General features: G+C 63.2%; 19 protein-coding genes. 8 read left to right on the top strand and 11 right to left on the bottom strand.

Annotated elements, in window-relative coordinates:
- Positions 1-6: 6 nt before the first annotated feature.
- The 6 genes from AOA59_RS09240 to AOA59_RS09265 all read right to left on the bottom strand — a co-directional run bounded on the left by AOA59_RS09240 (position 7) and on the right by AOA59_RS09265 (position 5,366).
- Positions 7-2,355, bottom strand: coding sequence for a fimbria/pilus outer membrane usher protein (locus tag AOA59_RS09240; RefSeq protein WP_371919062.1), 2,349 nt, complete (start codon positions 2,353-2,355; stop codon positions 7-9).
- A gap of 113 nt (positions 2,356-2,468) precedes the next feature.
- The gene (locus AOA59_RS09245) at positions 2,469-3,254 is read right to left on the bottom strand and encodes a molecular chaperone (protein WP_099486980.1); all 786 of its coding nucleotides are present in this window, start codon (positions 3,252-3,254) and stop codon (positions 2,469-2,471) included.
- A 26-nt stretch (positions 3,255-3,280) separates the two neighbouring features.
- A complete protein-coding gene (locus AOA59_RS09250) occupies positions 3,281-3,781 on the bottom strand; it encodes a spore coat U domain-containing protein (protein ID WP_099486982.1) in 501 nt (166 codons plus the stop codon).
- A gap of 5 nt (positions 3,782-3,786) precedes the next feature.
- Positions 3,787-4,320: a spore coat U domain-containing protein gene (locus AOA59_RS09255; RefSeq protein ID WP_099487017.1), complete on the bottom strand. Its 534-nt coding sequence runs from the start codon at positions 4,318-4,320 to the stop codon at positions 3,787-3,789.
- A gap of 18 nt (positions 4,321-4,338) precedes the next feature.
- Entirely contained in the window at positions 4,339-4,881 is a 543-nt protein-coding gene (locus tag AOA59_RS09260) for a spore coat U domain-containing protein (protein WP_099486983.1), read from the bottom strand.
- Positions 4,875-5,366, bottom strand: coding sequence for a spore coat U domain-containing protein (locus AOA59_RS09265; protein ID WP_178076254.1), 492 nt, complete (start codon positions 5,364-5,366; stop codon positions 4,875-4,877). The genes AOA59_RS09260 and AOA59_RS09265 overlap by 7 nt, the downstream gene beginning before the upstream one ends.
- Positions 5,367-5,590: 224 nt before the next feature.
- Here AOA59_RS09265 and zapE point away from each other — a divergent pair, with 224 nt between their 5' ends.
- The gene (zapE, locus tag AOA59_RS09270; RefSeq protein ID WP_099486987.1) at positions 5,591-6,685 is read left to right on the top strand and encodes a cell division protein ZapE; all 1,095 of its coding nucleotides are present in this window, start codon (positions 5,591-5,593) and stop codon (positions 6,683-6,685) included.
- Positions 6,686-6,725: 40 nt separating this feature from the next.
- Positions 6,726-8,030 (top strand): leucine-rich repeat-containing protein kinase family protein, encoded by a 1,305-nt coding sequence (locus AOA59_RS09275; protein WP_099487019.1) that lies wholly within the window; start codon positions 6,726-6,728, stop codon positions 8,028-8,030.
- Between the two features lie 61 nt (positions 8,031-8,091).
- Here the strand turns inward: AOA59_RS09275 and AOA59_RS09280 are convergent, their stop codons facing one another.
- Positions 8,092-8,799, bottom strand: coding sequence for a YebC/PmpR family DNA-binding transcriptional regulator (locus AOA59_RS09280; protein ID WP_056858461.1), 708 nt, complete (start codon positions 8,797-8,799; stop codon positions 8,092-8,094).
- 110 nt (positions 8,800-8,909) lie between these two features.
- Positions 8,910-10,223 (bottom strand): MFS transporter, encoded by a 1,314-nt coding sequence (locus AOA59_RS09285; RefSeq protein WP_099486988.1) that lies wholly within the window; start codon positions 10,221-10,223, stop codon positions 8,910-8,912.
- A gap of 257 nt (positions 10,224-10,480) precedes the next feature.
- Between AOA59_RS09285 and AOA59_RS09295 the strand changes: the two genes are divergently transcribed.
- Complete coding sequence (locus AOA59_RS09295; protein WP_056858458.1) at positions 10,481-11,353, top strand: LysR substrate-binding domain-containing protein; 873 nt, start codon at positions 10,481-10,483, stop codon at positions 11,351-11,353.
- 173 nt (positions 11,354-11,526) lie between these two features.
- Here AOA59_RS09295 and AOA59_RS09300 read toward each other — a convergent pair whose 3' ends face one another.
- A complete protein-coding gene (locus AOA59_RS09300; RefSeq protein ID WP_099486992.1) occupies positions 11,527-12,384 on the bottom strand; it encodes a LysR substrate-binding domain-containing protein in 858 nt (285 codons plus the stop codon).
- Positions 12,385-12,498: 114 nt separating this feature from the next.
- Here AOA59_RS09300 and AOA59_RS09305 point away from each other — a divergent pair, with 114 nt between their 5' ends.
- The 3 genes from AOA59_RS09305 to AOA59_RS09315 all read left to right on the top strand — a co-directional run bounded on the left by AOA59_RS09305 (position 12,499) and on the right by AOA59_RS09315 (position 15,134).
- Entirely contained in the window at positions 12,499-13,608 is a 1,110-nt protein-coding gene (locus AOA59_RS09305) for a 2-aminoethylphosphonate--pyruvate transaminase (RefSeq protein ID WP_069788286.1), read from the top strand.
- Positions 13,609-13,637: 29 nt separating this feature from the next.
- Positions 13,638-14,465 (top strand): phosphonoacetaldehyde hydrolase, encoded by an 828-nt coding sequence (gene phnX / locus AOA59_RS09310; protein ID WP_099486994.1) that lies wholly within the window; start codon positions 13,638-13,640, stop codon positions 14,463-14,465.
- 114 nt (positions 14,466-14,579) lie between these two features.
- The gene (locus AOA59_RS09315) at positions 14,580-15,134 is read left to right on the top strand and encodes a cytochrome b (RefSeq protein WP_099486996.1); all 555 of its coding nucleotides are present in this window, start codon (positions 14,580-14,582) and stop codon (positions 15,132-15,134) included.
- Here the strand turns inward: AOA59_RS09315 and AOA59_RS09320 are convergent.
- Both AOA59_RS09320 and AOA59_RS09325 read right to left on the bottom strand, forming a co-directional pair.
- On the bottom strand, positions 15,131-16,021 hold the full coding sequence (locus tag AOA59_RS09320; protein WP_099486997.1) for a 1-aminocyclopropane-1-carboxylate deaminase/D-cysteine desulfhydrase: 891 nt from the start codon (positions 16,019-16,021) through the stop codon (positions 15,131-15,133). The two genes, AOA59_RS09315 and AOA59_RS09320, sit on opposite strands and share 4 nt — an antisense overlap.
- Before the next feature lie 57 nt (positions 16,022-16,078).
- A complete protein-coding gene (locus AOA59_RS09325; RefSeq protein WP_099486999.1) occupies positions 16,079-18,118 on the bottom strand; it encodes an NADPH-dependent 2,4-dienoyl-CoA reductase in 2,040 nt (679 codons plus the stop codon).
- 211 nt (positions 18,119-18,329) lie between these two features.
- Between AOA59_RS09325 and AOA59_RS09330 the strand changes: the two genes are divergently transcribed.
- Both AOA59_RS09330 and AOA59_RS09335 read left to right on the top strand, forming a co-directional pair.
- Positions 18,330-19,460, top strand: coding sequence for a carbon-nitrogen hydrolase family protein (locus AOA59_RS09330; protein WP_099487001.1), 1,131 nt, complete (start codon positions 18,330-18,332; stop codon positions 19,458-19,460).
- Positions 19,461-19,464: 4 nt separating this feature from the next.
- Positions 19,465-20,499 (top strand): AraC family transcriptional regulator, encoded by a 1,035-nt coding sequence (locus tag AOA59_RS09335; RefSeq protein ID WP_065931099.1) that lies wholly within the window; start codon positions 19,465-19,467, stop codon positions 20,497-20,499.
- The last annotated feature ends 8 nt before the right edge of the window (positions 20,500-20,507 follow it).

Genomic DNA, 20,507 nt, shown 5'->3' on the forward strand with positions numbered 1-20,507 from the left:
CTTATGTCATTGGCACACCAGTGGCCCGATCAGTGGCACCTGGGCCTGGGTGGTATCGAGTTCGAACCTTGCCTGGCAGGTCTGGCCGCTGCCCAAGGTGACTTGCAAGGTGTTATGGGCCGCCAGGTTTTCCAGGTACACCAGGCCGTCCCACCCCACCACCGCCTGCGCGCCGCTTTGCTCGTGTCGCACCTGGCTGCCCAGGGGCAAATCCTGATGCTGGGCGTCGACCAAGGTGATGCTCGCCGCGCTCACCTGGCGCACCGGGAACTCCAGCAAGTAGCCACTGCCACGGCGCACGGCCACCCGCTGCTCGACGTTGGGCACCTGCACGTTCGATGGCAGGTTCAATGGGTCGATCTCGTATTTGGCGCGGTAGTAAGCACTGGTCCACGGCACCAGCAAGTGCCCGTTGCGGTCGGTTTCGCCCACCACCTGGTTCTCGTAGCGCACCGGCACACCACTGACGCCATCGGTGCTCACCACCACAAACGCATCGTTGACGCGGTTGGCGGCGAACACTTGATTGTCCATCCACACCAGCGAGCCACTGGCGTCGGCCCAACGGGTTTCGGCGTCGCTGCTGCCGTACACGCCGGCCTGCAACTGCACCGACTGCAGGCGCCAGGTCAGGTCGGCCTGGCGATAAGCCGGCCCGTCACCACTGGCATAACCCAGGTTGAAGCCCACACCGCCCTCGGCCGGCACGGCTCGGCTGTAGTTGACCCGCTGCAGGCTCTCGCCGGTTTTACTGCGCTCGGTGCCCACGCTGAGGCTGCCGTACACGTCGAACGGCACCACCACCTGCGCCTGCACCGCCCAACTGCTATCACCCACTTCATGGTTGGCCGACAGGTAAAAACTGCTGTTGCGCCACAGCGGCTTGCTCCAGGTCAGGTTCACCAGGCGGGTGCGCGAATCATCCGCCGCCTGCACATCGAAATAGCCGACGCCCAGGCTGCCGAAATTATTCAGGTTCAGGCTCAAGGTCGCCTGCTGACTGCGCTTGCTGAGGCTGGCGTAAGGCGTGTCGATCAGGCTCAAGTCGGCGTATTGCTCACGGCGCTCGACCCGTTGATACGACAGGCTGTAGCGCTGGTTGCTGTATTGGTAGCCCAGGCTCAGTTGCTGACCGGTCCGGCCGTCGTACCGGCTTTGGCTGACGGCGGTATTGAGCACGCCGAAGTGACCGACCCGCAGGTTGCCGCCGACACCGCCCAGGGCCAGGTCATTGGCGGCTTCGGCATGGCTTTCGAGGGTGAACGCGTCGGATATCCCGTAGCGAAAAGTGCCGCTGGCCACGCCAGGGCCATAGCCGAAATCGCGCAAGGTGTAGTCGCGACGCAAATTACCCGCCGCCACCGAGAAATCCGACAACCCCTTTTGCAGCAAAGTACTGGTGACATAGAACGGCACCGTGGTCGACACCTGCCGGCCCAGCGCATCGGTAGTGACCACCACCGCCTCGCCGGCGCCGTTGATAAACGGCACGTTGGTCAGGGTGTACGGCCCCGGCTGCAGGTCGGCGCTGCTGGATTTATAGCCATTGATAAACAGGTCCACCGAAGACGGCACCGCCGCCTCGCCGGCGAACTGCGGCAGCGGGTAGGTGACCAGATCCGGGCGTACTCCAAAGTCCCGCGACACCTGCACGCCGCCCAGGCGCACCGAAGTGCTCCAGGGCAAGGCGCCGCTGATCACGTCGCCCGCTTCATAGGTCAACAGGCGTTCATCGTCGGAGAATCGCCAGGTGGTGTCGTACCGCCGATAGCCGTTGTACAGGTTGCTGCCGGCGGTTTCCCGGCCAATGGTGGTGCGGTATTGGCCGGTGTTGGACAACGTGCCCCAGGTATCGAACAAGCGCACTTCGTTGAAGATACCGAGGTAGGTGCCCGCATCGTCGGTGTCGTTGAGGTAGGCGTCATAGTTGAACAACGCGCCGAAACTGGTCAGCGCCCGGGTGCGTGGGTAGTTGTTGCGGCTGCCGATAAATTGCTCCGGCAGCCAGGCCGGCGGCACGCTCAATACCAGGCGCTGGCCCTGGCTGTCGTAATCGGTGTGCAGGCCGGGAAAGCTTTCCAGCGCAACCTCGCCAGGCATGTCGCCAGGCACGCTCCCAGGCACATCCCCAGGCAACTTCACGCCGACTTCCTGCAACACCGACGCCGGCAAAAACAACTGCCCGGCACGCTGATTGACGGCGACCACACGGCCGGTGTCCATCTGGTTGACCACCAACTCCAGGAACAACTGCGCATCGGCAACAGCCTCCATGCTGCTGGGCGGGGGCGGCAACGGCGCAGCGAAGCCCGGCGGCGCCGGCACCAAGCCAGACAAACCGCCCACCACCCACATCGATCGCCATAGACATCGAGCCCGATCCTGGCTCACCAAGGCTTTGTGTCCATCAATGGACATCTCCATCCGTATTTAACACCAGGGCCTACTCCATGCCCTGCCACACTGAGTCAGCGTGTCGGTGCGAGGCTCTCCATTTGCGTTGCCCCATTGATGCGCACCTGCAACGGCTGATCGGCCGGCAAACCGTCCGGCACCGGCCAGCGCATGGTCGCGCCCGGCAGCACATAGCCCATCAGGCCTTCCACCAAAGGCCGCGGCTGGCCGCCCTGCCTGAACGTGGCATCGGTGAGGCGCGCATGCACGGCGCCCTGGTTGCGCATCTCGACGTAGTTGCGCCCGCCCACGCTGACTTTTTTCCAGCTTAAATCCGGCTTGCCGGCGGTTTTCGGGTCGCGGTCCCGGGTGCCGTCAACCTTGCTCCACAAGCCCGGGCCGTAGGCAAACAACGGCACCGAATAGCGCATCTGGAAGCGGATCGCGGCGGCCGTCTTGCCATCCGCCGGCGCCGGTGGGGGCGTGGCCGAAGGGATCTCATCGATGATGATGCGGTACGCCAGTTCCTGGCCGGGCGGCACGTCTTTGGTTCGGGTCAGACGCACCAATTGCTTTTGCCCAGGCTCGATTTTCGCCACCGGCGGGCTGCCAATCACATCGCGCTGGTTCTGGTATTGCTCGTCAAAACCACTCTGGGTCCAGGCAAACACGCGGATCTGCAGGTTGGCGGTCTCGGTGCCGCGGTTCTCCAGCCACAGCGCGCTGGCCTGTTGGTCGGCCTCCAGCACCGGGTCGATCGGCCAGATCAGCACAGAACTGGCCGCCAGGGCCTGCCCCGCCGCCAACATCAACAACCCGCTCAAACCCGCTGCCCACCCGTACCGGGAAGCTGCAAACATAGCTCTCACTCCTTATACCGTTCGCCTTACCACGACAGCTGCACCTGCAACGTGTCGCTGTACATGCCCCCAGGCTGGTTACCCGGTAATTGCACTCGCCCATAAATCGGCAAGCTGATGTTGTTGGCGTTGCTGTAGGCCACGCTCACGCTTTGGCTGATGCCCAGGCTCTGACTGAACGCCGCGTCCCGAAACAATTGATAAGCCACTTGGGCAGTGCCGCTATTGAGCTGCATCCGCCGTCCGCTGTTGTTATGCAACCCGCCATCGACACTCATGCTCAGCGCCACCCCCGGCGTGCATTGCAGGGTCACGCCGCCCGCCAGCGCGACAGACGCCATACTGGTGGCCAACGCCGAATAGGTGCCGAACGCCAGGCTGCCGTAATTGCTGCCGCCGCCGACCACCAGGCACCCTGGCGTGATCGTCGCGCTGACCTGGAACGACTGGCTGGTCACCGCCAACAGCGACAGCGGCGCTCCCCAGCCGATGCACACCGCCAACGCCGCCCATCCTGAACGCCCCATAGCCCTTAGAACGTCAGGGTCACGTTAACCGTGTCGGTGTAAGTACCGGCCGGCAAGCCCGCCTTGCCATTGGCCTTGCCGTAGATATTCACGGCCTGGGCCACGCCGGTGCTCGGCGCCAGGTTGATCACCCCGCCGATGGCCAGCAGCGTCGAGTGGCCGCTGTCGGTGTACAGGTCATACGGCACGTAGTTGGCCACCCCGTCATACAGCGCGCGGCCACCGCCCACGGACTGGCCATCGTGGGCACCGGCAGACACCGTCAACGTCGGTGACGTACCCGCCGAACACAGAATCGACAACGCCCCGCCACCGCCGCCCAGCACCTGGCCGTCGGCTTCGGTGAACAGGCTGTCGGCGGTACCGAAGTTCAAGTTACCGAAGCTCATCCCGCCGGTGGCTGCGGCGCCGTTGACCTGGCAGCTGCTGGTGAGCACCAGGGTGGCGCTGACCGTACCGGCCACCGTCGCGGCCTGTGCGCCCGACACCCACGCCAACGCCATCAATGGAAAAACCGCCTTCGCTATACATGCATGCATGATGTCCATCCTCATGGTTTACCAATCCAGAGTCACCGTCAGGGTGTCTGTGTAGATGCCGGCCGGTAAGGCCCTGGTATTCGCCACCACCGAGCCGAATACCGGGATCGGTACTTGTGTGCCCTTGGTCACGACGAAATTACGTTGCTCGCCAATGCTGTAGCTGCGCCGGCCGAGCGGATCAGCCGAGAGTTGATAGGGAATGGTCTGGCGCCCGTTACTCAGGCGCCTTGTAGTGCCGTCACCATGGGCACCGCCGTCGATGGTCACGGTGAAGCTGCTGACCACCGAGGGGTTGCAGGACACCGACAGCGGCGCCTTGCTGCCATCGGTAACGCCCGCGCCCAAGGGGTTGCTCCACGTCGGGCCCTGGCTGCCGAAATCCAGCAGCGCGCTGCCGCCTGCGGGGCTCACCGGCGCGCTCTCGATGTCTTTGCTCACCTGGCAACTGGCGGTAATGACCAGCCGTGCGTGGATCTGCCCGGCAACGGCCGCCTGGGCGTCATCGGCCAGCAGCAACAGCCCGCCCATGGCCGCCAGGGCCCAACTGCGGCTTACCATGTGACGGTGACCTTGAGCAGATCGGTGTAGCGCCCCACCGCCGGAATCTCCTTGAGCGGCTCAATGCGCCCATACAGCGGCAGGTCGACACTGCCGGAGTCCGGCACACGCCCACTCAGCGGCTCGTTGACCGGCAAGGCAATACGCCGCGCAGCGTCGGCATAAATACGGTAGGGAATCGGTTTGCTCGAAGGGGTTGCGGCACTCAGGTAGCGCACTTCGCCGTTGCCGCCATGCAGGCCGCCGTCAACGCGCAGTTGGTAAGGGGTGTCGGGGTTGCACTCCAGACGCGGCTGGCGCTGGCTGATCAGCGCCGCACTCAGCGGCCCGGCCGGGTCATCCAGACGCGGGCCGCTGCCGAAATCCAATACACCAAGTTGCTCGATGCCCGCACTGCGGGTGGTGCCCACCAGCTGGCAGCCCCGCTGCACGTCGATGCGCACCTCCACCTGGAGTTGCGCAGCGTAAATCGTGCTGCAGAGCATCGTGCCCATGACTGCCAAAACGCCTCGTCCCTTCACTGCCCCAAATCCTTGTACAGGGGTGACTGCTCTGTAAGAGGTTAGCCACAAAGGGCGAAACTGCCAGTCTGGGCCGGTTGGCGGGCGTAACATGCCATTTCGGGATAGCGGGGGACGCCGTTCTGTATTGGTCAAATCGACGTGAGCGCCCTAAAGTGGGCAACCACCGAAATACAGAGTGACGTGCATTGGCTGTGCTTTCCCTGATTCAGCGTCTGCTGGGCAAAAAAACCGCGCTGGCGGGCGCCTCGCCTATCCCGGCGTTCTTTGAAAACAAGGCCCGAGACCAGGGCTATACCCTCAGCGCCGGCCAAACCCGGGCGATTGCCGCCCTCGCCCGCGAGACCCGGCACCTGCTCGCCGGCCAGCCCACGCGCAGCCTGTACCTGCACGGCCCGGTGGGGCGTGGCAAAAGCTGGCTGCTCGATGGGTTTTTCCAGGCGCTGCCGATTGCGCAAAAGCAGCGCGTGCACTTCCACACATTTTTCACCCGCCTGCACCAAGGCATGTTTCAGCACCGTGAACAGGACGACGCCTTGGGCGTGACGCTGGACGCGCTGCTGGCCGATTGCCGAGTGCTGTGTTTCGACGAGTTTCACGTCCACGATATCGGCGACGCCATGCTCATCAGCCGCTTGTTCCAGGCCTTGTTCCAGCGTGGCGTGCTGCTGTTGGTGACCTCCAATTACGCCCCCGAGGGCCTGCTGCCCAACCCGCTGTACCACGAGCGCTTCAAGCCGGTGATCAACTTGATCGCCACGCGCATGCAGGTGCTGGAAGTCAGCTCCCCCGAGGATTTTCGCAGCTTGCCCCAGGCCCATGCCGAGCAGCGCTTCACCGGCGGCCAGTATGTATGGCCGGGTAACGCCGCCCAGCGCGAAGCCCTCGGGCTGCCCGCCACGCCTGGCCCGGCGCAAACCCTGAAGGTCGGCAACCGCCAATTGCTCTGCCGCAGCCATCAGGCGCGCAGCATCCTGTTCACCTTCAACGACCTGTGTGAACAGCTCACCGCCGTGATGGATTACCTGTTGTTGTGCGAGGACTTCGACCACTGGATCGTCGACGGCCTGCCCCCCTTGGCCGACTGCCCGATCGCCGTGCAACAGCGCTTTATCAACCTGGTGGACGTGCTCTACGACCAGGACAAACGCCTGACCCTGATCGGCCCGCACCCCTTGGCCCGCGCTCTGGAAGGCCAGGCCATCGACCTTGCCCGCACCGCCAGCCGGCTGAACCAATTACACACGGTGTGCCCGCAACCCGCGCCCGACCCGGTATCATGAGCGCTTTTTACGCCCATCTTGCCGAGTGACCGCGCCGTTCATGAATACCCTCGCCCAACTCAAGGCTGGCCAATTGGCCGGTATTACACGCCTGGACCTGTCTTGCGGGCTGACCGAATTCCCGCCGGAAATCTTCGCGCTGGCCGACAGCCTGGAAGTCCTCAACCTTACCGGCAACACCTTGAGCCGCCTGCCCGACGACCTGCATCGGCTGTCGCGCCTGCGCGTGCTGTTCTGCTCGGACAACGCCTTCACTGAGCTGCCCGCCTGCCTGGGTCAGTGCGCCAACCTGAGCATGATCGGCTTCAAGGCCAACCAGATCAGCCATGTACCCGCCGCCGCATTGCCGCCACAGTTACGCTGGCTGATCCTCACCGACAACTGCATCAGCCAGTTGCCCGGCGAGCTGGGCGAGCGGCCCCTGCTGCAAAAGCTGATGCTGGCCGGCAATCACCTGACGGACCTGCCGCCTAGCCTGGTCAACTGCAAAAACCTCGAACTGCTGCGCATCGCCTCCAACCGCTTCACTCAACTGCCGCCATGGCTGCTGACGCTGCCGAGCCTGACCTGGCTGGCCTATGCCGGTAACCCGGTGGAAATGGCCGTTGAAGTGGCGAACGACGATGCAACGCCGAATATCCCCTGGTCTGAACTGGAACTGGGCGAAGTGTTGGGCGAAGGCGCTTCGGGGATCATCCGCAAGGCGCTGTGGAAGCCGCAAGCATTGCCGGTCGCGGTCAAACTCTACAAAGGCACAATCACCAGCGATGGCTCGCCGCTGCATGAAATGCAGGCCTGCATCGCCGCCGGGCTGCACCCGAACCTGATCAAGGTGGAGGGGCGCGTGATCGGCCACCCGGAAGACCAGGCGGCCCTGGTGATGGACCTGATCGACCCGAGTTACCGCAACCTCGCAGCCTTGCCGAGCCTGGCGTCATGCACCCGCGACATCTACGCGCCGGGTACGCACTTCAGCGCTGAAGTGGCCTTGCGCATGGCGCGCGGCATCGCCTCGGTGGCGGCGCACCTGCACCGGCACGGCATCACCCACGGCGACCTGTACGGCCACAATATCCTGTGGAATGCCGCGGGTGACTGTCTGCTCGGGGACTTTGGCGGGGCGTCGTTCCATGGGACGGCGGACACCCTGGAAACCAGGGCCTTGCGGCGCATTGAAGTGCGTGCGTTCGGGATATTGCTGGGGGAGTTGCTGGAGCGGGTAGACGAAGGCTTCGACAGTGAAGCGCTGGTGGCGCTGCAACAAAGCTGCTGCCAGCCCGATGTGTTAGCGCGACCGAGCTTTGAAGAGATCGACGCGCTGCTGCAATCGCTGCCACACCACTAAACTATGTGGGAGCGAGCAAGCCCGCTCCCACATTTTTTGCCGGCATTTATTCAGCTATAAATCAGCCAGCCAACCCGACAAACATGTCCTGCACGTCATCATGGTTGTCCAACCCTTCCAGGAAGGCTTCGACTTCAGCCATCTGCTCATCGGTCAAACCGCTTACCGGGTTCTTCGAGATGTAGCCCAGCTTGGCCGACAACACGGTGAACCCCTGCTCCGGCAGGGCTTTTTGCACCGCGTCGAGGTCGGTGGTTTCGGTGATGAACAAGGTGCTGCCTTCTTCTTCGCCGTCTTCAAAATCCTGCGCGCCGGCTTCGATGGCGGCCATTTCCGGGTCGGCGTCCGGGCTGTCCGGCGAGGCTTCGATCAGGCCGACGTGGTTGAAGTCCCACGCTACGGAACCGGAAGCGCCAAGCTGGCCCTTACGGAACGCCACGCGGATTTCCGCCACGGTACGGTTGATGTTGTCGGTCACGCACTCGACGATCAGCGGCACCTGGTGCGGGGCAAAACCTTCGTAGGTCACGCGGTGGTACTGCACGGTTTCACCGAGCAGACCGGCGCCTTTCTTGATGGCGCGTTCCAGGGTTTCTTTAGGCATCGAGGCTTTTTTAGCCTGCTCGACCACCAAACGCAGGTGGGCGTTGGTCGCGGTGTCAGCGCCGTTGCGGGCGGCGATGGTGATTTCTTTCACCAACTTGCCGAAGATCTTGCCCTTGGCATTGGATGCCGCTTCTTTATGTTTGACTTTCCACTGTGCGCCCATGACTCACTCTCTTTTCGTCCATCGCGCCGAAACGTCTACTGGCCGGCGCTTTGGGGGCAGAGTTTATAGCGCAAAAACACTCTAATCCACCAAAAAACCGGCCAGGTGCCTCAGGTGCGCAAGGGTTTGATGGTGACGTCACGCTCTGGCACAAAGTCGCCGACCTGGGCCAGCACCGCGGGTCTGGCGTTCCAGTAAGGCATCAGCACCAGCGAAGAAAACAACGCCGCGCCGGCAAATACGATAAACACCGTGACCGTATCGAAGTAGCCCGGCAACAGGCCGCCAAGGATCGCCCCCACCGAACCGCAGCCGTTCACAAAGCCTGCCGCCGTGGCGCCGGCCTTGGCGGTGCCGAAGTCGATGGCCGCCGTGCTGCTAATCATCGAGTCCGGCCCGTACAGGGTCAGGCCCATCACAAACAGCAAGGCCATCACCAGCATCACGCTGCCGGTGTGCAGCGCGCCCATGAACAACGCCAGGGCCACGGTCAGCGCCAGCAGGCTGAGCACACAGGCCGGCATGCGCCGGGCGCCGAAAAGTTTGTCGGACGCCAGCCCGATCATGATCGGCCCCAGCAGCCCGGCCAGCTCGAACGCCGTGGGCACGATGGCCGCGCCGACCTTGCCCACCGAGGGCATTTGCTCATAAACGATCACCGGCCCCCACAACAGGATCGCGTAACGCGCCGGTTTCAACAGAAAGTACGCCAGGCCCAAGGTCAGCACCGTGCGGTTACGCAGGATCGCGCGCAGCGGTTCCAGCACGCTGACCCGCTGTGCGTCGCCCGCCACGACCGGCTCCGACTCAACCGCCGGCAAGCCGACATCCTGCGGTGTATTGCGCTGGAAGATAAAGAACAGCACGGCCACCACCGCCACCACCGCGGCACTGGAAATAAACGCCGCATGCCAAGTGCCGATCAGCGTATAGGCCCACCAGCCGGCGAAGGGCGATGCCACCAGGCCACCAAAGGCGTAGCACGAACTCCACAACCCCAGCACCCGCCCGCGTTGCTGCGACGGGAAGAAACTGCCGAGGTTCTTGCACAGCCCCGACCAGCCGGTGGACTGCGCCAGCCCCTGGATCAACATGCAACTGATAAAGATCGGCAAGGTGGCAAAGGTGCCCATCACCAACGCCGCCGCGGCGGAAATCAACAACCCGCCCAGCACCACCACCCGTGGCCCGAAGCGGTCGGCGAGCATGCCCCAGGTGAACTGCCCCACCGCATAGGCCGCCAGGTACAGGCCATCGAGGTTGGCCATCATCATTTTATCGAGGGGAAAACTGGGGTCATCGACGATGCCCAGCTTGGCCACCGAAAACGCTTTGCGAGTGAAATAGAACGCGGCGTACGCCAGCCAGGTGATGGCAAAAATCTGCACGCGCCAACGCTTGATGCTACCCGTTTGGATATTCATGGTGGTTCTGACCTCAGGTGAGTGTGCCGGCAGGATCGAGAAGCAAATGCCTGTTGTTTTTATGGTTGAGCACTGCAATGCCAAGCCCTGGAGGGCGCGGTATTGGTCAGATGGGTCCGGCTTGGCAGAACCCATGGCCACCGAGGTTGTAGGACTCAACCTTCGGCGACTGGGGCGTATCAAAGCAATGGCTGACTAATAGGTAAAATCGATTTATCGTATTTCAACTATAAGCTCAGCTTGTAAGAGGATTTGCGATGTCGGTTTCCCACGCCCAACTCAAAGCCTTCCACGCCGTGGCCGTACACGGCAGTTTCACTCAGGCCGCCGAACGCCTGTTCCTCACGCAGCCGGCGATTTCCGATCAGGTGCGCAAGCTCGAAGAACGTTTCGGCGTGCTGCTGTTTCACCGCAACAAAAGGGCCGTGCGCCTTACCGACCTGGGCGAACGCCTGCTCGGCATCACCCAGCGCCTGTTTGTGATCGAGGCTGAAGCCGAAGAGCTGCTGCAAGACTCCCGCGCCCTGCTCACCGGCACCCTCACCCTGGCCGTGGACGCGCCCGTGCATGTGTTGCCGCAGATCGCACGCTTCTGCCAGTTGTACCCAGGCATCAGCGTGAAGATCGAAACCGGCAACACCGACGAGTCGCTGTTTCGCCTGTACAACTACCAGGCCGACCTGGCCCTGCTGGGGCGCGATGTCGACGATGAACGCCTGCTGTCGTTGCCGCTGCCCGATGAGCAGCTGCTCGCCTTTGTGGCACGCAACCACCCGTGGGCCGGGCGTGAATCCATCTGCCTGGCCGACCTGGATGACACACCGCTGGTGCTGCGGGAAATCGGCTCGGTCACCCGCCAGACCCTGGAGCAGGAAATGCGCCAGGCCGGGCTGCGCATTCGCCCGGCGATCCAGGTCGAAGGCCGCGAAGCCGCGCGGGAGGCGGTGGTGGTGGGGATTGGCGTGGGCGTGGTGTCGGCAGCGGAACTCGGCGCCGACTCGCGGGTGTATGCCATGCCGATCCGCGATTGCAGCCAGCGCATGAAGGAAACACTGGTGTGCCTCAAGGAGCAGAGTTCGCGGCGGGTGGTGGCGACGTTTCTGGATATTGTGCGGGACAGTTTGCGTTGAATTTGCAAGCTATTGTGGCGAGCAGGCTTGCCCTGCGTTGGCCTGCGAAGCAGGCCCAGTGAAGACACAGTTTTTTCCTGAAAAAACTCAGCGCCTGGTTTTGGGGCCGCTGCGCAGCCCAACGCAGGGCAAGCCTGCTCGCCACAAAGGGAGATTGGGTTGCCTCGGATACCTCAAGACGCCAACTCAAAAAACGCCTGAATCAGTCGCAATGAGCGGCGCCGCTCCAAGCAGCCGAGCATATGCCGGTTCAACAACCCATCACCCTGAATCGCCACCGCCTGCACACGCGGGTCCTGGCTGACCTCCATCGACGACACCACGCCCACGCCCAACTCGGCCGCCACGGCCTCGGTCACCGCCTCGCGGCTGTCCAGTTCCAGCAGCACCTTGGGCTGCACACCCGCGACCGCACACGCCTCATCGAAAGTACGCCGCGTGATGGAGCTGGGCTCGCGCAGCACCATGATCACCTCGTTGAGCTGTTCCAGACGAATGCCCTTGGGCAAGGCCGCCCACGGGTGGCTGGCCGGGACCAGTGCGCAAATCCGCGACTCACTCAACGGCTGCAGGTGCAGGCCATTGCGCGGTTCCACCTCCGTCAGCACCGCCACATCCGCGTGCTCGGAGAGCAGTGCCGCCAGGGTTTCCTGGGCATTGCCCAGGCGCAGGTTCACGGTGATGCCGGGGTAACGGGCACGCAGGCTGGCGATCATCGGCATCACCAGGTGCGGGCCGTCTGCCGCTACTTCCAGGCGCCCAGTGAGCAACTGTCGATTGGCTTCAAGCAGCAGCTGCGCCTCGTCCACCAGGCCGAAAATCGCCCGGGTAATCGCCGCCAGGCGCGTGCCTTCCTCGGTCAACGCCACCCGCCGGGCCGTGCGGCGCAACAGTGCGATCTGGTAGTGCTCTTCCAGGGCTTTGATATGCCCGGTCACCGCCGGTTGACTGATGAACAACCGTGCGGCGGCTCGGGTAAAGCTGCCCTCGCGGGCCACGGCATCGAATGCACGCAGTTGAAACAAATTCATAGCTATCGGCCTCACTGATAGCTCGCATAACAACAAACAATTTGATTGATGACAAGCCAAACTGCAATTTAGGCGCCGTAGCTTCACCCCCCAATGACCTTGCGAGGACTTGAGATGAGCACTGCCGCGCCGATCCTGCTGACCCCTGGCCCCTTGACCACTTCGAACCGCACCCGTCAGGCAATGATGGTGGATTGGGGGTCATGGGATGAGCGTTTCAACCAACTGACCGCCAGCGTCTGCACACAGTTGCTGGCGATCCTGCACGCCACCGACAGCCACCACTGCGTGCCCCTGCAAGGCAGCGGCACCTTCGCCGTCGAAGCCGCCATCGGCACCCTGGTGCCGCGTAACGGCAAGGTACTGGTGCTGATCAACGGCGCCTACGGCAAGCGCCTGGCGAAGATCTGCGAAGTGCTCGGCCGCGATTTCAGTACCTTCGAAACCGCTGAAGACGAGCCCACCACCGCCGCCGACGTCGATCGCCTGCTGCACGCCGACCCGGCGATCACTCACGTTGCGTTGATCCACTGTGAAACCAGCACCGGCATTCTCAACCCGCTGCCGGACATCGCGCAGGTGGTTAAACAGCACGATAAACGCCTGATCATCGACGCCATGAGCTCCTTCGGCGCGCTGGCGATCGACGCCCGCGCAGTGCCGTTTGACGCGCTGATCGCCGCCTCGGGCAAATGCCTGGAAGGCGTGCCGGGCATGGGCTTTGTCTTCGCCGACAAACAGGCACTGGCGGGCGCCCAGGGCAACTGCCATTCCCTGGCGATGGACCTGTTCGACCAGCACAGCTACATGGCCAAGACCGGCCAATGGCGCTTCACCCCGCCGACCCACGTGGTCGCCGCGCTGCACGAAGCCTTGCTGCAATACCAGGAAGAAGGCGGCCTGCCCGCACGGCATCAACGCTACGCCGACAACTGCCAGACGCTGCTCGACGGCATGGCCGCACTCGGCCTGCGCAGCTTCCTGCCAGCTGCCATCCAGGCGCCGATCATCGTCACCTTCCATGCGCCAAAAGACCCGCGCTACCAGTTCAAGGACTTCTACGAACGGGTCAAGGCCAAGGGTTTCATTCTCTACCCCGGCAAATTGACCCAGGTAGAAACCTTCCGCGTCGGCTGCATCGGCCACGTTGACGCGCAGGGCATGCAGGCGGCGGTCGAGGCGATCGGCCAGGTGCTGCAAGAAATGGAAGTGCTGGACATCTGATTGCCCCCATTACCCACAGGATTTGAACCATGAACTATCAAAACCCCAACACCCTCCAGGCCGTAATCCTCGACTGGGCCGGCACCGTGGTCGACTTCGGCTCTTTCGCACCCACGCAAATCTTTGTCGAGGCGTTTGCCGAGTTCGACGTGCAAGTCTCCATCGAAGAAGCCCGTGGCCCGATGGGCATGGGCAAGTGGGACCATATCCGCACCCTCTGCGACCAACCGCAGGTCGCCGAACGTTACCGCAAGGCCTTCGGCCGCACGCCGACCGATGACGACGTGACCTCGATCTACCAGCGCTTCATGCCCTTGCAGATCGAGAAAATCGCCGAGCACTCGGCGCTGATCCCCGGCGCCCTCGACACTATCGCGCGCCTGCGTGTGCAAGGCATCAAGATCGGCTCCTGCTCCGGCTACCCCAAGCAGGTGATGGACAAGGTGGTCGCCCTGGCCGCCACCAACGGCTACATCGCCGACCACGTGGTCGCCACCGACGAAGTGCCCAACGGCCGCCCTTGGCCGGCCCAGGCGCTGGCCAACGTGATCGCGCTGGGCATTGACGATGTGGCGGCGTGCGTGAAGGTCGACGACACCGTGCCGGGCATCCTCGAAGGCCGTCGCGCCGGCATGTGGACCGTGGCACTGACCTGCTCCGGCAATGCACTGGGCCTGACTTACGCGCAATTTCGTGACCTGGACGCTGCCGCCCTGGCCAGTGAGCGCACACGCATCGAAAAGCTGTTCGAAGGCTCGCGCCCGCACTACCTGATCGACACCCTCAACGACCTGCCGGCGGTGATCACCGATATCAACCAGCGCCTGGCCCGCGGTGAAATGCCGCAAAGCCACTGATTGAAATCAAAACAACGGCATTTACGCCAGGCGAACCACTCAAAACCGGCATACAGTTAAAGGACTCCATCGCGAAAGAATGGAGGTATGCCCTGATGAGTGAGGAACACAGCGATGCCGTGGAAAAACGCCGATACCCGCTACAGCACCATGTCGATTGCGCTGCACTGGTTGATGGTGGTGCTGCTGGCGGTGGTTTACGCCTGCATAGAGTTACGCGGCCAGTTCCCTAAAGGCAGTGGTGCGCGAACCCTGATTGTCGAAATGCACTTTATGTTCGGCCTTACCGTGTTTGTGCTGGTGTGGCTGCGCCTGTTTGCCCGCAGCCTGGGGGTTGCGCCGAAGATCGTGCCCACACCGCCGCAATGGCAGACGGTGTTGGCCACACTGATGCACGTTGCGTTGTACGCGTTGATGATCGGCATGCCGATTGCCGGCTGGTTGATCGTCAGTGCCGAAGGGCATTCGGTGATGTTTTATGGGATTGAGTTGCCGCCGTTGATTGCGGAAAACAAAGCACTGGCCAAGGAGATTGAGAGTTGGCATGTGCTGTTCGGCAAGATTGGTTATTGGCTGATCGGGCTGCATGCGCTGGCGGGGATCTTCCATCACTACATCCTGCGCGATAATACGGCTTTGCGAATGATGCCAGGTGGGAGCTTACGCTAAGTGGTAAAGCCTCGGCGGCCTTGCAGGCCGCCGGTGTGTACGAAGATCAGGCGGGTGCCGGGGGTGAAGCGTCCGGCCTCGATCTGGTGTTTCAACGCCAGGAGTGCCTTGCCGGTATAGAGCGGTTCAAGCGGCACGCCACAGGCTTGTTCAGTGGTTTGGATAAAGTCGAGCAATAACGGGTCGACCTTGGCAAAACCCACTCGGCTCGCCTCCAGCAGCTCATAACCGCCCGGCACAATCGCCTGCACATTCTGTGCAACCCCATGATCATCCGGCACGGCCATTGCGCCATACACCGGATGCGCGCCCGCCTCGGCCAGCGCCAACCCGGCCAGTGTGGTGCCCGTCCCTGCCGCCAGCCACCACCCGTGGTAATCGTCCCAGCCCCGACGGCTCAATTGCGCCCGCACGTGCTCAACCAACACCCCGCAACCCACGGCACCCGCCAACCCGCCGCCGCCTTCGGGCACGGGATACAGATCGGGGTACTGTTCGCGCCACTGCAACCAAAAACCCGGCTCATGCCGCGCGCGATAGCCGCCATAACCCAGCCAATGCAGCTGCATGCCGAAGGCTTTGAGGTCCAGCACAGTGGGCGTGTCTTGAGGATGGCCGCGCAACAGGCCGACGGTGGCGAAACCAAAGCGTTTGCCGGCGGCCGCCAGTGCGTGCAAGTGGTTGGAGTGGGCGCCACCGAGGCTGATGATGCCGCGCGCGCCGGCGGCTTGCGCGTGGGCCAGGTGCTCGGTGAGCTTGAACCACTTGTTGCCGCTGATCAGTGGGTCGATGCGGTCCAGGCGCAGCACGGCCAACTCGACGCCGTTCAGCCAGTCGAGCTGCAACGGTTCAAGCGGTGCCTGGGGAAGCCAGTCGAAGGGGCCCATCGAGCGGTATCTGCATGAAAAAAGGGGCGGTAGTCTAACACCGCCCCTTGGGTCGTTTTACAACTCGGCAGCCAGGCGCGAACCCTGGTTGATGGCGCGCTTGGCATCCAACTCGGCTGCCACATCGGCGCCGCCGACCAGGTGCACGTTCTGGCCGGCAGCGACCAGCCCATCCTGCAGTTCGCGCAGTGGGTCTTGCCCGGCGCAGATGACGATATTGTCGACGGCCAGCACCTGCGGTTCGCCCTCGGCGCCGATTCGGATATGCAGGCCTTCGTCATCAATCTTCAGGTACTCGACACTGTTGAGCATCTGCACCTGCTTGTTCTTCAAGCCTGTGCGGTGGATCCAGCCGGTGGTCTTGCCCAGGCCGTCGCCGACCTTGGAAGTCTTGCGTTGCAGCAGGAACACTTCACGTGCCGGTGCATGGGGTTGCGGTTTGATGCCGGCCACACCGCCACGGGCTTGCAGCTGGGTGTCGATGCCCCACTCTTTCCAGAACGCTTCGCGGTCCAGGCTGGTGGACACGCCCGCGTGCACGAGGAACTCGCAGACGTCGAAGCCGATACCGCCGGCGCCGATCACCGCCACGCACTTGCCCACAGGCTTGCGCTGCAGAATCACGTCCAGGTAGCTCAGCACCTTGGCATTGTCGACACCCGGAATCGCCGGGGTGCGCGGCGCAATGCCGGTGGCCAGGATGATCTCGTCGTAACCGCCTGCCGCCAGTTGCGCCACATCCACGCGGGTGTTGAGGCACAGCTCAACATGGGTGGTCTGCAATTTGCGCTTGAAGTAACGCAGGGTTTCGAAGAACTCCTCTTTGCCCGGCACGCGCTTGGCGATATTGAACTGGCCGCCGATCTCGCTGGCCGAATCGAACAGGGTCACCTGGTGGCCGCGCTCTGCCGCCACGGTGGCCGCCGCCAGCCCCGCTGGCCCGGCGCCGACCACCGCGATTTTCTTGATCTGCTTGACCGGCAGGTAGTTCAGCTCGGTCTCGTAGCAGGCACGCGGGTTGACCAGGCAGGTGGTCAGTTTGCCGCCAAAGGTGTGGTCCAGGCAGGCCTGGTTGCAGCCGATGCAGGTATTGATTTCATCCGCGCGGCCGGCCGCGGCCTTGTTGACGAATTCCGGGTCGGCCAGGAACGGCCGCGCCATCGAGACCATGTCCGCATCGCCTTCGGCCAGAATCTGCTCGGCAATTTCCGGGGTATTGATGCGGTTGGTGGTGATCAACGGAATCTGCACCGCGCCACGCAGCTTGGCGGTGACCTTGCTGAACGCGCCACGCGGCACCTTGGTGGCGATGGTGGGGATACGCGCTTCGTGCCAGCCGATACCGGTGTTGATAATGCTTGCACCGGCGCCTTCAATAGCCTTGGCCAGCTGCACGATCTCTTCCCAGGTGCTGCCGCCTTCCACCAGGTCGAGCATCGACAGGCGGAAGATGATGATGAAGTTCGGGCCTACCGCTTCGCGCACCCGGCGCACGATGTCCACGGCCAGGCGCATGCGGTTTTCGTAGCTGCCACCCCAACGGTCGGTGCGATGGTTGGTGTGGGCGGCGAGGAACTGGTTAATGAAGTAGCCTTCGGACCCCATGATTTCCACGCCGTCGTACTCGGCAACCTGGGCCAGCAGCGAGCAGGTGACAAAGTCCTGGACCTGCTTCTCGATGCCCTCCTCGTCCAGCTCCTTGGGCTTGAACGGGTTGATCGGCGCCTGGATCGCGCTCGGTGCCACCTGCTTGGGGCTGTAGGCATAACGCCCGGCGTGGAGGATCTGCATGCAGATCTTGCCGCCGGCTTCGTGCACGGCCTGGGTCACGATCTTGTGCTTTTGCGCTTCTGCGTCGGTGGTCAGCTTGGCGGCACCGGCATACACGCCGCCTTCATCGTTCGGGCCGATGCCACCGGTGACCATCAGGCCAACGCCGCCACGGGCGCGCTCGGCAAAATAGGCGGCCATGCGTTCGAAGCCGCCGGGCTTTTCTTCCAGGCCGGTGTGCATCGAGCCCATCAGGGTGCGGTTGCGCAAGGTGGTAAAACCCAGGTCCAACGGGGCCAGCAGGTGCGGGTAGGCAGCAGCGGTCATGGTACAGCTCCACAACGGATCATCACGGGACGTGGCCGGCTCGAATGGCTTGCCATCGGTTTATGTCCCACAGACTAAGAGGCGATGGACTACCGCTCAATGACCGTAACTGACAAGTTATTGATCCAAATGCACAGTGCCCCTTGGCAAGCCGCTGCATGCGCCCTACCCTAGTCGCGAACCCTGCACACGGTCTGTTGTCTGTTGCCCCATGCGTAAACTTCTAGCGTTCACCGTCTCCATGGCCCTGGTTGCCGCCGTCGCCGCGTATCTGGTCTGGACCCAGGAGCGCCCTGTGGCGCATTACCTGTCGGACCTGCGTATCACTCTGGCCGTCAATGAAGGCGAGCCCGCCGACCGTGGCAACCTGCTGGGCATCCAACCCGAGCTGTTCCCGGCCGATTACCAGAGCCTGGAACGCCTGCACCTGAAACTCTCGGCCTACCTGCAAAAGGCCCGCGACCAAGGGTTGATCAACCCCAAAACCATCGTCGTGTTGCCGGAACATATCGGCACCTGGCTGATGCTCAGCGGCGAAAAGAACGAGCTGTACCAGGCCACCCACCTCAAGGATGCGATGAATTGGCTGTCGGCCAGCAACCCGTTGCAGTTTGCCCGCGCCTGGATCAGTGCCAAAGGCGATAACCGCATGGACGACGCCTACCTGCGCATGAAGGCACCGGCCATGGCCCGCGACTATCAAGTGCTGTTCGGTGGCCTGGCCAAAGAGTTCGGCGTGACCCTGGTGGCCGGCTCCATCGCGCTGCCCAACCCCAGTGTCAGCCAGGGCCAACTGCACATCGGCCACGGTGCGCTGTACAACGCCAGCGTGGTGTTTGCCGCCGATGGCCTGCCCATCGGCGACCCCCAGCGCCAGCTTTACCCCATTTACGATGAGCCCGGCTTTATCGCCCCGGGTGACGAAAATATCGTCAGCGTGGTCGACACCCCGGCCGGGCGCCTGGGCATCCTGATCGGCAGCGACAGCTGGTACCCGGACAACTACCGCAAACTCAACGAGCAAGGTGCGCAACTGGTCGCCGTACCGGCCTTCGTCACCGGCCGCGACACCTGGGACCGGCCATGGCGCGGCTTTAAAAGCGTGTCCACGCCGCCGGAAATCAGCCTCAAGCCCGAAGAACTCAGTGAAGGCGAGGCTTGGCGCCGCCTCACCCTGATCAGCCAGCAGCCGATCAGCCAGGCCAGCGCCGGCATGAGTGTGTTCCTGCGTGGGCAGTTCTGGGACCTGGGCACCGCCGGGCACAGCTTCCTCAGCAACGACGGGCACGTCACTGCGGGCAACGACGCCCGTGGCGCGCGCCTGCTGAATATCTGGCTGTAACGCCGTGAAGCCGGTGCGCCTTGGGGATTTGTCGGTGGGCTTTGTACAGTCCCTTGCCGACGCCGTCCACAGCCATGGCCTGGACCCGCAACCGCTGCTGCTGCAATACGGCCTGGACCCGGCGCGCCTTGCCGAAGCCGGGGCGCGGTTGTCGATCCCGCGCTACATGCGCCTGGGCCACGCCGCCATCCAACTGACCGGCGACCCCGGCCTGGGCCTGCGCATGGGTCAATTGAGCCGTCTGAGCCAGGCGGGATTGGCTGGCGTCACCGCCGCACAGGCGCCCAACGTACGCGAAGCGGCGCGCGCACTGACACGGTTTGAAGCGCTGTACGGCTCCAACTATCGCGGGCAGTCGAGCTTTCACGAAGATGCCGAAGGCGCTTGGCTGCGCTTCTATTCCATCAGCCCGTACAACGCCTACAACCGCTTTGTGGTGGACTCGATCATCGCCGGCTGGCTGCAGCAATTGTCGAGCCTGGCCCAACAACCGGTGCAGGCGCAGCGCATCGACATCGAATTTGAAGCCCCGGAGTACAGCGAACAGTACAGCGTGCTGGGTGACAGCCCGGTGCATTTCGGTGCCGACGCCAACCAGCTGCGCCTCAACCAGCCAACCCTGGGCCTGCGTAACCCGCAGCATTGCCCCAGCACCTGGCAGTTACTGTTGAAATTATGTGAACAGGAATTGGAGCAACTCACCCGCACCCGCAGCCTGCGCGAGCGCATTACAAGGTTGCTCGGGCCGATGCTCAATGGCGGCCGGGAACCCGACCTGGAAGAAGTGGCGGCACGCCTGAAGCTGCCAACCTGGACGCTGCGGCGCAAACTGGCCGACGAAGGCACGCAGTTTCGCGCAATTCTCAACGATACCCGCCGCGATCTGGCCATGACCTACATTCGCGACACGGAACTGGCGTTCGGCGAGATCGCCTACTTGCTCGGTTTTGCCTCAGCCCAAGCCTTTCAACGGGCCTTCAGGCGGTGGAACAACCAGACCCCAGGGGAATTTCGCCGCAGTCAGCGGCATTCCGCCTGAAGTCGGTG

It is taken from the genome of Pseudomonas sp. 2822-15 (assembly GCF_002742515.1).
Classification (GTDB): Bacteria; Pseudomonadota; Gammaproteobacteria; order Pseudomonadales; family Pseudomonadaceae; genus Aquipseudomonas; species Aquipseudomonas salomonii.

Coding starts and splice junctions, on each gene's coding strand:
- AOA59_RS09245 (WP_099486980.1), bottom strand. CDS start 3,254: ATGTTTGCAGCTTCCCGGTACGGGTGGGCAGCGGGTTTGAGCGGGTTG.
- AOA59_RS09280 (WP_056858461.1), bottom strand. CDS start 8,799: ATGGGCGCACAGTGGAAAGTCAAACATAAAGAAGCGGCATCCAATGCC.
- AOA59_RS09240 (WP_371919062.1), bottom strand. CDS start 2,355: ATGTGGGTGGTGGGCGGTTTGTCTGGCTTGGTGCCGGCGCCGCCGGGC.
- AOA59_RS09265 (WP_178076254.1), bottom strand. CDS start 5,366: ATGCTCTGCAGCACGATTTACGCTGCGCAACTCCAGGTGGAGGTGCGC.
- AOA59_RS09315 (WP_099486996.1), top strand. CDS start 14,580: ATGCCGTGGAAAAACGCCGATACCCGCTACAGCACCATGTCGATTGCG.
- AOA59_RS09285 (WP_099486988.1), bottom strand. CDS start 10,223: ATGAATATCCAAACGGGTAGCATCAAGCGTTGGCGCGTGCAGATTTTT.
- phnX (WP_099486994.1), top strand. CDS start 13,638: ATGAACTATCAAAACCCCAACACCCTCCAGGCCGTAATCCTCGACTGG.
- AOA59_RS09300 (WP_099486992.1), bottom strand. CDS start 12,384: ATGAATTTGTTTCAACTGCGTGCATTCGATGCCGTGGCCCGCGAGGGC.
- AOA59_RS09295 (WP_056858458.1), top strand. CDS start 10,481: ATGTCGGTTTCCCACGCCCAACTCAAAGCCTTCCACGCCGTGGCCGTA.
- AOA59_RS09320 (WP_099486997.1), bottom strand. CDS start 16,021: ATGGGCCCCTTCGACTGGCTTCCCCAGGCACCGCTTGAACCGTTGCAG.
- AOA59_RS09250 (WP_099486982.1), bottom strand. CDS start 3,781: ATGGGGCGTTCAGGATGGGCGGCGTTGGCGGTGTGCATCGGCTGGGGA.
- AOA59_RS09255 (WP_099487017.1), bottom strand. CDS start 4,320: ATGCATGCATGTATAGCGAAGGCGGTTTTTCCATTGATGGCGTTGGCG.
- AOA59_RS09305 (WP_069788286.1), top strand. CDS start 12,499: ATGAGCACTGCCGCGCCGATCCTGCTGACCCCTGGCCCCTTGACCACT.
- AOA59_RS09330 (WP_099487001.1), top strand. CDS start 18,330: ATGCGTAAACTTCTAGCGTTCACCGTCTCCATGGCCCTGGTTGCCGCC.
- AOA59_RS09325 (WP_099486999.1), bottom strand. CDS start 18,118: ATGACCGCTGCTGCCTACCCGCACCTGCTGGCCCCGTTGGACCTGGGT.
- AOA59_RS09275 (WP_099487019.1), top strand. CDS start 6,726: ATGAATACCCTCGCCCAACTCAAGGCTGGCCAATTGGCCGGTATTACA.
- AOA59_RS09260 (WP_099486983.1), bottom strand. CDS start 4,881: ATGGTAAGCCGCAGTTGGGCCCTGGCGGCCATGGGCGGGCTGTTGCTG.